Source organism: Actinomadura rupiterrae, assembly GCF_024172125.1.
Classification (GTDB): Bacteria; Actinomycetota; Actinomycetes; order Streptosporangiales; family Streptosporangiaceae; genus Spirillospora; species Spirillospora rupiterrae.
Genome location: NZ_JAMZEA010000005.1, coordinates 244,938 through 258,257 on the forward strand (window position 1 = coordinate 244,938; position 13,320 = coordinate 258,257).

The 13,320-nt window shown below is 72.2% G+C and carries 15 protein-coding genes and 1 pseudogene; 3 read left to right on the forward strand and 13 right to left on the reverse strand.

Features of this window, described 5'->3' with window-relative positions:
* Positions 1-31: 31 nt before the first annotated feature.
* From FHU30_RS17990 to FHU30_RS18015, 6 genes are all read right to left on the reverse strand, one after another.
* Complete coding sequence (locus tag FHU30_RS17990; protein ID WP_253877146.1) at positions 32-442, reverse strand: SCO2097 family morphological protein; 411 nt, start codon at positions 440-442, stop codon at positions 32-34.
* Positions 443-588: 146 nt separating this feature from the next.
* Complete coding sequence (locus FHU30_RS17995) at positions 589-1,866, reverse strand: DNA polymerase IV (RefSeq protein ID WP_253877147.1); 1,278 nt, start codon at positions 1,864-1,866, stop codon at positions 589-591.
* Positions 1,867-1,974: 108 nt separating this feature from the next.
* The gene (locus FHU30_RS18000) at positions 1,975-2,748 is read right to left on the reverse strand and encodes a methyltransferase domain-containing protein (protein ID WP_253877148.1); all 774 of its coding nucleotides are present in this window, start codon (positions 2,746-2,748) and stop codon (positions 1,975-1,977) included.
* A gap of 427 nt (positions 2,749-3,175) precedes the next feature.
* Positions 3,176-3,592, reverse strand: a complete 417-nt coding sequence (gene nusB / locus FHU30_RS18005; protein ID WP_253877149.1) for a transcription antitermination factor NusB — start codon at positions 3,590-3,592, stop codon at positions 3,176-3,178.
* On the reverse strand, positions 3,592-4,149 hold the full coding sequence (efp, locus tag FHU30_RS18010) for an elongation factor P (protein ID WP_253877150.1): 558 nt from the start codon (positions 4,147-4,149) through the stop codon (positions 3,592-3,594). Before efp ends, nusB begins: the two co-directional genes overlap by 1 nt.
* A gap of 44 nt (positions 4,150-4,193) precedes the next feature.
* On the reverse strand, positions 4,194-5,273 hold the full coding sequence (locus tag FHU30_RS18015) for a M24 family metallopeptidase (RefSeq protein WP_253877151.1): 1,080 nt from the start codon (positions 5,271-5,273) through the stop codon (positions 4,194-4,196).
* A gap of 174 nt (positions 5,274-5,447) precedes the next feature.
* On the opposite strand from FHU30_RS18015, the pseudogene FHU30_RS46145 reads away from it, so the two are divergent.
* Together FHU30_RS46145 and FHU30_RS18025 are read left to right on the forward strand one after the other, a co-directional pair.
* Positions 5,448-5,648, forward strand: a pseudogene (locus tag FHU30_RS46145) (twin-arginine translocation signal domain-containing protein); the annotation flags it as partial.
* 55 nt (positions 5,649-5,703) lie between these two features.
* Positions 5,704-6,945, forward strand: a complete 1,242-nt coding sequence (locus FHU30_RS18025) for a flavin monoamine oxidase family protein (RefSeq protein ID WP_253877153.1) — start codon at positions 5,704-5,706, stop codon at positions 6,943-6,945.
* An 11-nt stretch (positions 6,946-6,956) separates the two neighbouring features.
* Here FHU30_RS18025 and FHU30_RS18030 read toward each other — a convergent pair whose 3' ends face one another.
* The 4 genes from FHU30_RS18030 to FHU30_RS18045 all read right to left on the reverse strand — a co-directional run bounded on the left by FHU30_RS18030 (position 6,957) and on the right by FHU30_RS18045 (position 10,285).
* Positions 6,957-7,736 carry a DUF899 family protein gene (locus FHU30_RS18030; RefSeq protein WP_253877155.1) on the reverse strand — a complete coding sequence of 260 codons (780 nt, stop codon included), beginning with the start codon at positions 7,734-7,736 and terminating at the stop codon, positions 6,957-6,959.
* Between the two features lie 290 nt (positions 7,737-8,026).
* On the reverse strand, positions 8,027-9,073 hold the full coding sequence (locus FHU30_RS18035) for an LLM class F420-dependent oxidoreductase (RefSeq protein ID WP_253877157.1): 1,047 nt from the start codon (positions 9,071-9,073) through the stop codon (positions 8,027-8,029).
* Positions 9,074-9,139: 66 nt separating this feature from the next.
* A complete protein-coding gene (locus FHU30_RS18040) occupies positions 9,140-9,808 on the reverse strand; it encodes an enoyl-CoA hydratase-related protein (RefSeq protein ID WP_253877159.1) in 669 nt (222 codons plus the stop codon).
* Positions 9,809-9,844: 36 nt separating this feature from the next.
* Positions 9,845-10,285, reverse strand: a complete 441-nt coding sequence (locus FHU30_RS18045) for a PaaI family thioesterase (protein WP_253877161.1) — start codon at positions 10,283-10,285, stop codon at positions 9,845-9,847.
* 230 nt (positions 10,286-10,515) lie between these two features.
* On the opposite strand from FHU30_RS18045, the gene FHU30_RS18050 reads away from it, so the two are divergent.
* Positions 10,516-11,085: a TetR/AcrR family transcriptional regulator gene (locus tag FHU30_RS18050; protein WP_253877162.1), complete on the forward strand. Its 570-nt coding sequence runs from the start codon at positions 10,516-10,518 to the stop codon at positions 11,083-11,085.
* 157 nt (positions 11,086-11,242) lie between these two features.
* Here FHU30_RS18050 and aroQ read toward each other — a convergent pair whose 3' ends face one another.
* From aroQ to FHU30_RS18065, 3 genes are read right to left on the reverse strand one after another with little or no spacing between them, the layout of a single operon-like run.
* Positions 11,243-11,707 carry a type II 3-dehydroquinate dehydratase gene (aroQ, locus tag FHU30_RS18055; protein ID WP_253877164.1) on the reverse strand — a complete coding sequence of 155 codons (465 nt, stop codon included), beginning with the start codon at positions 11,705-11,707 and terminating at the stop codon, positions 11,243-11,245.
* 28 nt (positions 11,708-11,735) lie between these two features.
* Positions 11,736-12,803, reverse strand: a complete 1,068-nt coding sequence (gene aroB / locus FHU30_RS18060; protein ID WP_253877166.1) for a 3-dehydroquinate synthase — start codon at positions 12,801-12,803, stop codon at positions 11,736-11,738.
* Positions 12,800-13,315 (reverse strand): shikimate kinase, encoded by a 516-nt coding sequence (locus FHU30_RS18065; protein ID WP_253877168.1) that lies wholly within the window; start codon positions 13,313-13,315, stop codon positions 12,800-12,802. The genes aroB and FHU30_RS18065 overlap by 4 nt, the downstream gene beginning before the upstream one ends.
* Positions 13,316-13,320: the final 5 nt, after the last annotated feature.

Below are 13,320 nucleotides of genomic sequence, written 5' to 3' on the forward strand. Positions count from 1 at the left end.
TGGGGGGATGCGCGGGCGGGCTCGGCGGGGGTCAGCGCTCTTCGGTGCGGCGGCGCCAGCGCTCTTCCATGCGCTCCATGAAGCCGGAGCGCTGGGAGCGCCGGGACCGGCCTCCGCCGGAGGCGGCGCGGCGGCCGCCGCGGGCCGGTTCGGCGATGCCGGTCATGCGCTTCCAGCTGGTGAGCGCCCAGACGCAGCAGGCGACCATGAGCAGGAACCCGGCCACGCTGACCGCGATGGTGACCGCTCCCGCGTTCGCCACCAGCCCGGCCATCAGGGCGCACACGCCGACGGCGAAGCCCAGCGCGGCTTTGATCATCTGGCGCTTGTAGTGCACCTGAGGACTCGTGGAGCGCACCGCATGGGCGAACTTCGGATCCTCGGCGTACAACGCCTGCTCGATCTGGTCGAGCATGCGCTGCTCGTGATCAGAGAGCGGCACGGCGCCTCCCAACGACTGCCCCGCGACGGGGTATCCGATGCAGGACGAGAACCTCAACGGTGATATGCCCAGAATACGAGCCCGGACAGGTCAACGAAAGCGAACGGCCTACCGCGGACCCTTCGCCGTTCATCTCCGCATCCGCCTCATCCCCTCCCGTCACCGCCGTCCCGTCCGTCCCGGGCGGTGGGGCGCCCGTCGCTCCGCCGGACCAGCGCGGCCGGACGGACCGCGCCGGTACCGAACCGGTGCGCGACCTGGTCGATCACGCGCTCCGCCTCCCGCCAGCCGGTCTCCGGTTCGTCCAGCGCGAGCTGGCGCGGAGCGTCGCCGGCGGGGGTGAGGTTCTCCACGCGCACGCCCACCAGACGGAGTCGTACCCGCTCCCAGCCGGACGCCTCGTAGAGCTCACACGCTGTGACATAGATCACTCTCGCGAGGTCGGTGGGCTCGCGGAGGGTCCGGGCGCGGGTGATCGTCTTGAAGTCGCCGTCGCGCAGCTTGATGCTCACCGTCCGGCCCGCGTACCCGGCCGCGCGGACCCGCGCGCCGACCTTCTCGGCCAGCCGCAGCAGCTCGCGGCGGATCTCGTCCGGGTCGTCCAGGTCGGTGTCGAAGGTCTCCTCGGCGCCGATGCTCTTGTCCGCGCTCTCCGGGACGACCGGCCGCGGGTCGCGCCCCCAGGCCAGCTCGTGCAGGTGGGCGCCGAGGGCGTTGCCCAGCTCGCGCTGGAGCGTGGCGAGGGGCACCCGGGCGAGCTGCCCGACCGAGCGCAGACCCAGCCGGGCCAGCTGCTGCTCCGTGCGCTCCCCCACGCCCCACAGCGCCGCGACGGGCAGCGCGTGCAGGAACTCCTCCACCCCGTCCGCCGGGACGACCAGGAGGCCGTTCGGCTTGCAGCGGGTGGACGCCAGCTTCGCCACGAACTTGGTCGGCGCGACCCCGACCGAGCACGTCACGCCCTGCTGCTCGAAGACCTTCTCGCGGACGAGCCGGGCGATCTCGGCGGGCCGCCCGTACAGCTTGCGGGCGCCTGCGACGTCGAGGAACGCCTCGTCCACCGACAGCGGCTCCACCAGCGGCGTCATCGACCGGAAGATCTCGAACACGGCCCGGGACACCGCCGTGTACCGCTCGTGCCGCGGCGGCAGCACCACGGCCTGCGGGCAGAGCCGCCGCGCCCTCGTCATCGGCATCGCCGAGTGGACGCCGTACTCGCGCGCCTCGTACGACGCCGCCGACACCACGCTCCGGCCGCCGAGGCCGCCGACGACCACCGGCCGCCCGCGCAGCTCGGGCCGGTCGAGCAGCTCCACGCTGACGAAGAACGCGTCCATGTCGACGTGCAGGATCGAGCAACCCGTGTCGTCGGCGGGCGGTCCGGGCTGCGGCCCCGGCCGATGCAGCTGCTGCTTCCGGCTCATGCCACCAACCTAGATCCCCGGTCCGACAGTCCGCGCCACCCGAATCCCCTCACGACCTCCGAGAACACCACATCCCGGCGCCGGGTCGGCCGGGCGGAGGGGCCGCCATCAGGGGCGTTCGGCTACGAGGTGGAGTTGGGTGGCCAGCTCGCGCAGGACGGGGTGGACGGAGGCGGCACGCTCCAAGGCGACGAGGTCCTCGGTGGCGCCGGCCTCGTCGAGCAGGGCGCTCGGGACGAGGTCGGCGAAGATCCGGACGCCGTGCAGCTCGCGGGCGGTGAGTCCGGCGCGTCCGGCCAGCTCGGCGAGGGTCTCGCGGGTGAAGCGGCGGGGCATCCGGTCGTGCTCGCCCCAGCGGCCGTCGGGGTCGGTGAGGACGCGGTGCGCGTCGTCGAAGCGGCCTGCGGCGGCGCGGTGCAGCGCGGCGGCGATCTGCCCGGCCACCAGCACGCTGACCGCGCCACCGGGCCGGACGACCCGGGTCAGCGCGGCCATCGCCTCGGCCGGGTCGTCCACGTACTCCAGCACGCTGTGGCAGAGCACCAGGTCGGCGGCGGACTCGCCGAGCAGGTCGGGCAGGTCGCCCGCGTCGCCTTGAAGCGCGCGGACGCTCACGCCGGCTTCGGCGGCGCGCCGCTCCAGCGCGGCGAGCGCGTCGGGGCTGGCGTCCACCACGGTCACCCGGTGGCCGAGCTCGGCGAGCGGCACGGCGAACCCGCCGGTGCCGCCGCCCACGTCCACGACGTCGCACGGGCCCTGCGGGGCCACCCGGGCGAGCACCTCGCGCAGCACGTCCCAAAGGACCGCGCCGCGCACCCGGCCGCCGCCGCGGTTGCGCCAGTTCTGCTGCGCGGGCGCGCCCGCGCCCCTCTCACCGCTCATGTCCCCCCACCCTAGGCCGTATTTCAAAGTCCCGGCCCACTGCGCTCGCCTAGCGGCGTGCTTACGCAGTCACGGCCCACTGCGCTCGCCTAGCGGCTCGCTCCGTGACCGTGCCTGGGCGAACGCGGCATCGCTTCGCGATCAGCGCGGTGCCGCTCGCCTCCGGCGTCGCGGCACCGCGCTGGTCACGCGTTCGCGCGCATGGCCGAGGCCACTTCGAAACAGGCCCTAGGCTCTGTTGGAAAGGTCCCGGCCCACTGCGCTCGCCTGGTGGCTCGCTCCGTGACCGTGCCCTGGCGAAGGCGGCATCGCTTTGCGATCAACCGCGCGGACGCTCGCCTTCGGCATCGCGCCCGCGCGGTTGGTTACGCGCGTTCGCGTGCCTGGCCGGGCCCCTGCCGAGACAAGCCCGTCAGCCCGGGTTCCGTTACACCGAGAGGGACGGTTTCAGTTGTTGGATGCGGGCGAGGAGGCCGTTGACGAAGCGCGGGGACTCGTCGGTGGACAGCTCGGTGGCGAGCGACACCGCCTCGCTGACCGCCACGCCGTCCGGGACGTCGTCCACCCAGAGCAGCTCGAACAGGCCCATGCGCAGGATGTTGCGGTCGACGACCGGCATCCGGTCGAGGGTCCAGCCGGTCGCGTAGGTCGAGATCAGCTCGTCGATGCGCTCGGCGTTGCGCTCCACGCCCTCGATGATCCGCACGGCGTGCGGGTACTCGGCCAGCTCGCCCTGGTTCGGCCGGCCGCGCTGCGCGAGGACCTCGGTGGGCTTCTCCTCGCGCAGCTCGGCGGCGAACAGCACGTCCAGGGCGAGCTTGCGCGCCTTGGTGCGAGCGGCCATCAGGCGCGGCCGAGGTACTCGCCGGAGCGGGTGTCGACCTTGATCTTCTCGCCCGTGGTGATGAACAGCGGGACGTTGACCTGGGCGCCGGTCTCCAGCGTGGCGGGCTTGGAGCCGCCGGTGGAGCGGTCGCCCTGCAGGCCCGGCTCGGTCTCGGAGATCTCCAGCACCACCGCGGCGGGCAGCTCGACGTAGAGCGGGTTCTCCTCGTTGAAGGCGATCACCGCGGTCTGCTCGGGCAGCATGTACTTGGCGGCGTCGCCGACCACGGCGGCCGGGATGTGCGGCTGCTCGTAGGTCTCGGTGTCCATGAAGACGAAGTCCTCGCCCTCGCGGTACAGGTACTGCATGTCCCGCTTGTCGACCGAGGCGACCTCCACCTTGCTGCCCGCGTTGAAGGTCTTGTCGATGATCTTGCCCGTGAGCACGTTCTTGATCTTCGTGCGGACGAACGCGGGGCCCTTGCCGGGCTTGACGTGCTGGAACTCCAGAACGGTCCAGAGGTTGCCCTCCAGCCTCAGCGTCATACCGTTCTTCAGGTCGTTCGTCGTCGCCACAGGTGTTCTCCCGGTCGGCGGACCGCGCCCCGTCCGCCGGTCGGCTAGAGGACGAGCAGGTCCTTGGTCGTCTTGGTGAGGAGCTCCGGCCCGCCCGTCCGCGCCACGAGCGTGTCCTCGATGCGGACTCCGCCCCGGCCGGCGAGGTAGACCCCCGGCTCGGCGGTGATCGGAACTCGATCCACCAGCTTACCGGTCGCGCGGGGCCCCATGAGCGGGGCCTCGTGGATCTCCAGGCCGACGCCGTGCCCGAGCCCGTGCGGGAAGTCGTCGCCGAACCCCGCCCCGGCGATCAGGTCGCGCGCGGCGGCGTCCACCGCGACGTACTCCGCGCCCGGCTCCGCGGCGGCCACGGCGGCCTGCTGCGCGCTCCTGACCAGGTCGTACAGCTCGCGCTGCCACGCGGCGGGCGCGCCGACCGCGACGGTGCGGGTCATGTCGGCGTGGTAACCGCCGACCAGCGCGCCGAAGTCGAAGGTGACCAGGTCGCCGGACGCCAGCTCGCGCGCGCCGGGCGAATGGTGCGGAATCGCGCCGTTCGGCCCGGACGCCACGATGGTGTCGAAGGCCAGACCGTCCGCGCCGAAGTCGATCATGTAGCGGTCCAGCTCGACCGCGAGCGCACGCTCGGTGATCCCCGGCCGGACGGACGGCAGCAGCGCCTCGAACGCCTCGTCGGTGATCTCGCACGCCCGCCGGAGCAGGTCGATCTCGCCCTCGTCCTTCACCACGCGCAGCTCCTCGACCTGGTGGCCGAGCGGCTTGAACGCGACCCCGTGGTCGAGCGCGACCAGCTCGGCGTGGCGCTCGACGGTGAGGTGGTGCGGCTCGAAGCCGAGCGTGTCCGCGCCCGCGTCGGCGGCGAGGCCGACGAGCGCGGCGTCCGGGTTCCGGTCGACCACGATCTCCATGTCGGACGCGACCTTTTCCGCCGTCCCGGCGTACCGGCCGTCCGTGCAGAGCAGGTCCGGGCCGTCCACGCGGATCAGCGCGGCGGCGTTCGAGCTGTCCAGCCCGGTCAGGTACCGGACGTTGACCAGGCGCGTGACCAGCAGCGCGTCCGCGCCAGCCGCCGCGACGAGCGCGCCGAGCGCCCGCCGCCGTTCGCGTTGTGTCTCCCCCATGATCGGACTGTAGTTCATCGTTGAACGTGAAGAACTCTCGACTTCCCCGCAGCGGTGCCCTACGGTGTCCGGCGCAGCTGATCATCTCTCCCCGACCCCCCAGAGGGCGCCGTTCGCGGCCCGCGCAGCGGACCGCTCCGAGCGCGGCTCGCCCCTCCCCCACTGGAGATGCTCATGTCCGTCCTCAGCCGCCGCCGACTCCTCGGCACCGGAGCGCTCACCGCCGCCGGAGCCGCCGTCACCTCCCCCGCACTCGCCTCCCCCGCCCGCGCCGCCGCCCCCGCCCGTGAAACGGCCTCCCTTTCCGTGGACGTCGTGGTGGTCGGCGGGGGCCTGGCGGGCCTCACCGCCGCCCGCGACCTGAGCAACGCCGGACGGTCCGTCCTCGTCCTGGAGGCCCGCGACCGCCCCCGGCGGACGCGTCTACGGGATGCCCCTCGGCGACGGGACGACCAGCGAGGGCGGTGCCGAGTTCATCGGCCCGACGCAGGACCGGATCGCCGCCCTCGCCAAGGACATGGGCGTCGCGACGTTCCCGACCTACAACACCGGCAAGAACGTCTACCTGCGCGACGGCAAGCGCTCCCTCTACGCGACGGACGGCCTGCTCGGCGCCGTCCCTCCCGACTGGGGCGTGCTGGACCTGGAGACCGCGCTGCTCATGCTCGGCGGGATGGCGAGCAAGGTCCCGGTCGGCGAGCCGTGGAAGGCCCCGGACGCCGAGGACTGGGACAGCCAGACGTTCTTCACCTGGTCACGTTCGCACTCGCTCAGCTCGGGTGCGCGTTTCCTGATGGACGAGTTCGTTTCGTCCACGCTTTCTGTTCGTTCGAAGGACGTGTCGCTTCTCTACGTCCTGAACTACATCGCCTCGGCGGGCGACGAGTCGAACCCCGGCACCGTGGACCGCCTGATCAACACCAAGGGCGGCGGCCAGGAGTCGCGGTTCGTCGGCGGCTCGCAGGAGGTGCCGCTCCGGCTCGCCGCCAAGCTCGGCGACCGGATCCGGTACAACGCGCCTGTTCGTTCGATCACCGTCGACGGCGGAACGGTCACGGTCGCGGCCGACGGCGTCACAGCCACCTGCCGCCGCGCCGTCGTCGCGATGTCCCCGGCGATCGCGAACAGGATCGACTACTCCCCCGCGCTGCCCGCCTCGCGCGCGCAGCTCATGCAGCGCTACCCGATGGGCTCGATCGCCAAGTTCGTCGCGGTCTACGACACCCCGTTCTGGCGCGCGGACGGCCTGACCGGCCAGGCCGTCGCCGACAGCGGCGCGATCGACGCGACCTTCGACAACAGCCCGCCGGACGGCTCGCGCGGCATCCTGATGGGCTTCATGAACCAGTCGAACATCCGCAGGCTGGACGGCGCGTCGCCGGACGACGTCCGCGCCGCGGGCCTCGCGTCCTTCACCGCCCTGTTCGGCGACAAGGCGAGGACGCCCGTCCGCACCGCCTTCCAGCGCTGGGACAACGAGACCTGGAGCGGCGGCGGCCCCGTCGGCATCGCGCCGCCCGGCGTCCTCACCGAGTTCGGCCCCGCCCTGCGAACACCGTGCGGCCCCATCCACTGGGCGGGCACCGAGACCTCCACCTTCTGGACCGGCTACATGGACGGCGCCGTCCGCTCCGGCGAACGCGCAGCCAAGGAAGTAACCGCCGCGCTCTGAGACTCGTGGTGTCAGTGGTCACCCTGGCGGCCGAGGGTGGTTTCGGGGGTGGCGCCGGGGCGGGTCCACTGGGGGGCGGGACGGCTGGACGGGCCCCAGTCGCCGTTTCCGTTCACGTCCGTGCGCCAGTACCAGCAGGGGTGGTTCCCCTTGGGCCAGCCCTCGGGGTTGTCCTGCCATGCCTCGCCGCGCCCGTACGGCGTCATGTCGAGCAGGCCGAAGGAGCCGGTGGCCGGCTCGTTCCCGCGCGCGTTCGTGGCGTAGGTCAGGAACGTCCGGTCGCCTTCGCGCAGGTAGCTGGTGATGTAGCCCATCGCGCCGCCGACGGGCTCCGGGACGTCGCGGACCGAGTACCAGGGCTGGGTGTAGCCCATGAACTCGACGAAGGGGGCCACCTCGTCCCACCTGCCGGTGGTCAGGATGGCGAACGAGACGCCGCGCGCGTTGAGGTAGACCGCGTCCCGCAGGTGCCAGGCCATGGTCGTGCAGCCCTCGCACTGCCCCTGGTGCGGCGCGCCGTCGTGCCACATGTGCTTGTAGACGAGGAGTTCCTCGCGTCCCTGGAACAGGTCGATGAAGGGGATCGGGCCGTCCGGGCCGACGATCTCGGTCGTCCCGTCGAACTCCACCATCGGCAGGCGGCGGCGGGCGGCCGCGATGGCGTCGCCCTCGCGGGTGTGCGCCTTCTCGCGGATCAGCAGCTCGTCGCGGGCGGCCTGCCAGGTGTCGCGGTCGACGATGGGCGGACGTCCGGGCAGCGCGGCGGTCGGGTCGTCCGGCGTGTTCGTCATGGTGTCCTCCCGATGGGGCGTCGTTCTGGTCGTCACCCAGAACGACTCGCGCCCGGCCGCGAACTCATCGCGATCGCAGAGCACATCCGAAGAACCGCTCGTCAAACGACACATCCGAAGAACCGCACATCAGAAGAACAGAAACGAGCAGGACCGCGAGCGAAAGGTCCCGTCCGTTCACGCCGACGGCCCGCCGGCGGTGAGAAGGACTCACCGGCGGCGGGCCGTCCAGTAGACGTCAGACCCCCCGGCGGTGACCTGGCTCACCGGGGCGGGACGGGCGGAGGGCGTCAGACCTCTTCGGCCATCTTCTTGATCTTCTCGATCAGGGCGATGCGGCCCTTGTGGTCACCGGCGATGGGCGCGACGTTCAGGGTCGTGACGCCGGACTCCTTCATCGCGGCGAGCCGCTCGCGGACGTGCCCCTCGGAGCCGATGAGCGACATCTTCTCCAGCAGCTCGTACGGGACCTTGGCGGCGGCCTCGTCCTTCTTGCCCGCGAGGTAGAGGTCCTGGATCTCCTCCGCCTCCTTCTCCCAGCCGTAGCGGCGGCAGAGGTTGTTGTAGAAGTTCTTGCCCTTGGCGCCCATGCCGCCGATGTACAGGGCGGCCATCGGACGGCCGAACTCCAGGAAGTCCTGCACGTCGTCGCCGATCGCTAGGTGCGCCTGGCCGACGACGTCCAGCTCGCCGAGGGCCGGGTCGCGCTTGGCCTTGCCGGCCGCCAGGGCCTCGCCCCAGACGTCCTTGGCCTTCTCCGGCAGGTAGAAGATCGGCTCCCAGCCGTTGGCGATCTCGGCCGTCATCTCGACGTTCTTCGGGCCGATCGCGGCGATCAGGACGGGGATGTCCGGGCGCACCGGGTGGTTGATGATCTTCAGCGGCTTGCCGAGGCCGGTGCCCTGGCCTTCCGGCAGCGGGATGTTGTAGTGCGCGCCCTCGTGCTGCAGGCGCTCGCGCCGCCACACCTTGCGGCAGATCTCGACGATCTCGCGCGTCCGGCCGAGCGGCGCGGTGTACGGGACGCCGTGGAAGCCCTCGATGACCTGCGGCCCGGACGCGCCGATGCCCAGCGTGAACCGCCCCTCGGACACGTAGTCCAGCCCGGCGGCGGTCATCGCCATCAGGGTCGGCGTCCGGGAGTAGATCTGCAGGATGCCGGACGCGATCTCCAGCCGCTCGGTCTTCGCCGCGATGTAGCCGAGCTGGCTCACCGCGTCGAAGCTGTAGGCCTCGGCGACGTAGACGATGTCGAGGCCGGCCTTCTCATAGTCGGCCAGCTCGGCGACGGTCTCCTTGAAGCCGCCCGAGTAGTTCAGGGCCATCCCGATGCGCATGCCCGGCATCCTTCCCGCAGACGAACCGAATCAGATTCTGTTGGTGTTCAACGTAGCCGGTGCGGGCTACTTCGCCAGGGCCGGGCCGCGCAGCGCGGCGATCGCCGGCCGGTACATGCCCTCCCGGATGGCCTTGACGGTCCTGCCGTCCTTGCCGGCCAGGGACGCTGCCAGCCCGATCGCGGCGGGCAGCACGTCGGCCTCGGCGGCGGTGGCGTGCACGATCCCGGCCTCGCGGGCCTGCTCGGCCGCGTACCGCCGTCCGGTGATCATGGCCTCGTGCGCGACCGGGGCGGTCAGCCGGGCCTGGATCAGCGAGCTCATGCCGTGCGTGAAGCTCATGCCGAGGTCCACCTCGGGCAGGCAGAAGTAGCCGCGGTCGGTGCGCATGACCGAGAAGTCGTGCGCCAGCGTCAGCATCGCGCCGCCCGCGAAGGCGTGCCCGTTGATCGCGGCGACGGTCGGCGCGGGCAGCTCAAGGATCCGCGCGTACACCGCGTGGACCGACTCCAGGTACTCGGCGAACAGGTCCTGGTGCGCGCCGAGCCAGTCCAGGTCGAGGCCGTTGGAGTAGAACTTGCCCGTGCCGGTGGTGACCAGGGCCTTGGGCCCCTCGGCCTCCTCGACCTCGACCAGCGCCTGCTCCACGGCCGCGAGGAAGTCGGGGTGGAAGCGGTTCTCGTCCGCGTCCATGCGCAGGACGAAAACGTCCCCCTCGCGCTTCAGTTCGATCACGGTGCTCTCCGTCCGATGAGTGGCCCACCCCGAACCCTACTGGTCGGTAACGGGCGGGAAGACCATGCAGGTGGTCGTGCCGTGCGCGACCAGCTTCCCGTTCCCGTCCACGATCCGGCCCTCGGCCGTCGCGACCCGCCGTCCGACGTGCACGGTCGTCCCCTCGCAGCTCAGCCGCCCGCCGTCGACCGGCACCGCGCGGACGAAGTTGACCTTGAGCTCCAGCGTCGTGTAGCCGGCGCCCTCGGGCAGCGTGGTGTGCACTGCGCAGCTCATCGCCGAGTCCAGCAGCGTGGACAGGACGCCGCCGTGCACCGTCCCGAGCGGGTTGCTGAACCGCGCGTCCGGCGTCAGCGCGAACACCACGCGCCCCGGTTCCAGCGTCTCGGCGGTCATGCCGAGCAGCGCGCCGACGCCGACACCCGTCTCCGCCCCCATGTTGATCGCCTGCTTCAGCTGTTCCAGACCCGCGGTCAACGTCCACCCTCCAGCGTCCCCAGCGTCCCGGGCCTTCCAACATCCCGGCTTCCGGCGTCCCCTTGTCGCGGCCCGGCGGTCCAACCTCCGCCTTCCGGCACCCCTTCGTGGGGCCTCCACCTTCCGGCGGCCCAGCCGCGACGGTTATGACGACCGTCATGACCCAGCGTCGCTATGACGCTCGTCATGGTCAACCCGGGAAGCTTATGATGAATGTCATAATCGCAGGTATGGGTACCGACAGCCGTGAACGCATGGTGCGCAGCGCCGCCTACCTCTTCCGCGAGCGCGGCTACTCCGGGACGGGTTTCCGCGACGTCATCGCGCACAGCGGCGCCCCGCGCGGGTCGATCTACCACCACTTCCCGGGCGGCAAGGTGCAGCTCGCCGAGGAGGCCGTCCAGTACGCGGGCGAGTTCCTGAACGCGGGCATCCAGGCCGCCGTGGAGGGCGGCGACGCGGCCTCGGCCGTGGACGCCTTCGTCGGCTGGTGGCGCGGTGTCCTGCTGAAGAGCGAGTTCCGCGCCGGATGCCCGGTCGTCGCGGTCACCGTCGAGTCGCACGACGACGCGCCGCAGCTCGTCCAGGCCGCCGCGAGCGCCTTCGCGCGCTGGCAGGACACCCTGGCCACCGGCCTGGAGAACGCCGGCGCCTCCCCGGACCGCGCCGCCCGCCTCGCCACCCTCATCGTGTCCGCGGTCGAGGGCGCCACGATCCTCTGCCGCGCCGAGCGCGACCTCCGCCCCCTGGACGCCGTGGTCGCCGAACTCAAAGCCCTCACCCGCACCGCCATCGAGTAGCCGGCGGTCCCGGGTCAGCCGCCGGAGGGCGGCTGGAGGGCGGCTGGATCTGCGCGGCTCGCAGCCGCGGCGCGCCGCGGCGCGGTCAGCCGTCCGCCGGAAGGCATCCGAGCCAGCGCGATCAGCCCGCCGCCGGACGGCGTCCGGGACTGGGCGGTCAGTCGGTCGATGGGTGGTTCTGGGACTGTTCGGCGAGGATCTCGGCGATGGCCTGGAGGGCGAGGACGTAGGACATGAGGCCGAAGCCCGCGATCGTCCCGGTGGCGACGCCCGCGACGACCGAGTTGTGGCGGAACTCCTCGCGCGCGGCCGGGTTGGAGATGTGCACCTCGACGAGGGGCGCGGTGCGCTGCGCGAGGGCGTCGCGGAGGGCGTAGGAGTAGTGCGTGAACGCCGCCGGGTTCAGGACGACCGGGATGCGCTCGTCCGCGGCCTGATGCACCCAGCCGATCATCTCGGCCTCGTCGTCGGTCTGCCGGACCTCCACGTGCAGGTCGAGGCGGCGGCCGGTGTCGCGGCACAGGGCCACCAGGTCGTCGAAGGTGTCGGCGCCGTAGACGTCCGGTTCGCGGGTGCCGAGGCGGCGCAGGTTCGGCCCGTTCAGGACGAGGACGGAGTTCACAGGGCGATCCCCCGGTAGGCGGCGGAGTTCACAGGGCGACCCTCTGGTAGGCGGCGGTGAGCAGGGCCTCGTCCGGGCCCTCCAGGCGGCCGGGCTCGGCCAGGCCGTCCAGGACGACGAAGCGGAGCGTCGCTCCGCGGGACTTCTTGTCGATGGTCATCGCGGGGCGCAGCTCGTCCCAGGCGTCGGCGTTGTAGGTGACCGGCAGCCCGACGGACGCGAGGACGCGCTCGGTGCGGTCCACGAGGTCGGAGCGTCCGGCGAGGCGGGCCAGCTCGGCGGCGTAGACCATGCCGATGGCGACGGCGTGGCCGTGCCGGAAGCGGTACGCCTCGGCCTTCTCGATCGCGTGCGCGAGGGTGTGCCCGTAGTTGAGGATCTCGCGGAGGCCGCTCTCCTTCAGGTCGGCCGACACCACGTCGGCCTTCACCTGGACCGCGCGTTCGACCAGCTCCGCGGTGTGCGGGCCGTCCGGGCGGGCGGCGCCCTCCGGGTCGGCCTCCACCAGGTCGAGGATCTTCGGGTCCCGGATGAACCCGGCCTTGATCGTCTCGGCGAGCCCGCTGACGTAGTCGACCCGGTCCATGGACGCGAGCGCGGACAGCTCGCACAGCACCCCGGCGGGCGGGTGGAACGCGCCGACCAGGTTCTTGCCCTCGGGGATGTCGATGCCGGTCTTGCCGCCGACCGCCGCGTCCACCATGGCGAGCAGCGTCGTCGGGACGTGCACGACCTTCACACCGCGCAGCCAGGACGCGGCGGCGAACCCGGCGAGGTCGGTGGTCGCGCCGCCGCCGACGCCGACGACCGCGTCCGTCCGCGTCATGCCGAGCTGGGCGAACCGCGACCAGAGCCCGGCGAGGACGCCGACCTCCTTCGCCGCCTCGCCGGACGGCACGGGCAGCTCGTGCACCGCGTACCCGGCCGCGTCCAGCGTCGCGACCACCGGCCGGACGAGCCCGGACAGCGCCTGGTCGTGGACGACCGCGACCGTCCGGACCTGCTCCCCGAGCAGCCCGGGCAGCGCGCCGTGGACGTCCTCGCCGATCACGACGTCGTACGGGTCCGCCCCGCCGACGTGGACGCGTCGGGTCACGAGGCGGTCTCCAGCGCGGCGACGATCTCCTCGACGACCTCCTCGGGCGTCCGGGCGTCGGTCTTGACCCGGACGGTGCCCAGCCGCTCGTAGATCGGCAGCCGCTCTTCGAGCATCTTGCGCAGCTGGCTGCGCGGGTTCAGGACGAGCAGCGGACGCGCCTGGTTGAGCCCGACGCGCTTGACCGCCTCGGCCAGCCCGACCTCCAGGTAGACGACCGTGTGGCCGCCGGCGAGGAGCTCCTGCGTCTCGGCGGCCAGGATCGCGCCGCCGCCCAGCGCCACGACGCCCTCGTGCTCGGCGACCGCGGCGGCGACCGCGGCGCGCTCCAGCTCGCGGAAGCGCTCCTCGCCGTCGTCCACGAAGATCTCGCCGATCGGCTTGCCCGCGGCGGCCTCCACGTCGGCGTCGGTGTCGCGCAGCGGGACGCCGAGGCGGGCGGCGAGCGCCGCGCCGACGGTGGACTTGCCGGAGCCGGGCGGGCCGATGATCACGGCCTTGGGACGGGCCATCGTTT

What these genes read in the sequence shown, in the direction of transcription:
- FHU30_RS17995 (WP_253877147.1), bottom strand. Translation starts at nt 1,866, where the DNA reads ATGAGCCGGAAGCAGCAGCTGCATCGGCCGGGGCCGCAGCCCGGACCG.
- FHU30_RS18000 (WP_253877148.1), bottom strand. Translation starts at nt 2,748, where the DNA reads ATGAGCGGTGAGAGGGGCGCGGGCGCGCCCGCGCAGCAGAACTGGCGC.
- nusB (WP_253877149.1), bottom strand. Translation starts at nt 3,592, where the DNA reads ATGGCCGCTCGCACCAAGGCGCGCAAGCTCGCCCTGGACGTGCTGTTC.
- FHU30_RS18015 (WP_253877151.1), bottom strand. Translation starts at nt 5,273, where the DNA reads ATGGGGGAGACACAACGCGAACGGCGGCGGGCGCTCGGCGCGCTCGTC.
- FHU30_RS18025 (WP_253877153.1), top strand. Translation starts at nt 5,704, where the DNA reads ATGCCCCTCGGCGACGGGACGACCAGCGAGGGCGGTGCCGAGTTCATC.
- FHU30_RS18030 (WP_253877155.1), bottom strand. Translation starts at nt 7,736, where the DNA reads ATGACGAACACGCCGGACGACCCGACCGCCGCGCTGCCCGGACGTCCG.
- FHU30_RS18035 (WP_253877157.1), bottom strand. Translation starts at nt 9,073, where the DNA reads ATGCGCATCGGGATGGCCCTGAACTACTCGGGCGGCTTCAAGGAGACC.
- FHU30_RS18050 (WP_253877162.1), top strand. Translation starts at nt 10,516, where the DNA reads ATGGGTACCGACAGCCGTGAACGCATGGTGCGCAGCGCCGCCTACCTC.
- FHU30_RS18065 (WP_253877168.1), bottom strand. Translation starts at nt 13,315, where the DNA reads ATGGCCCGTCCCAAGGCCGTGATCATCGGCCCGCCCGGCTCCGGCAAG.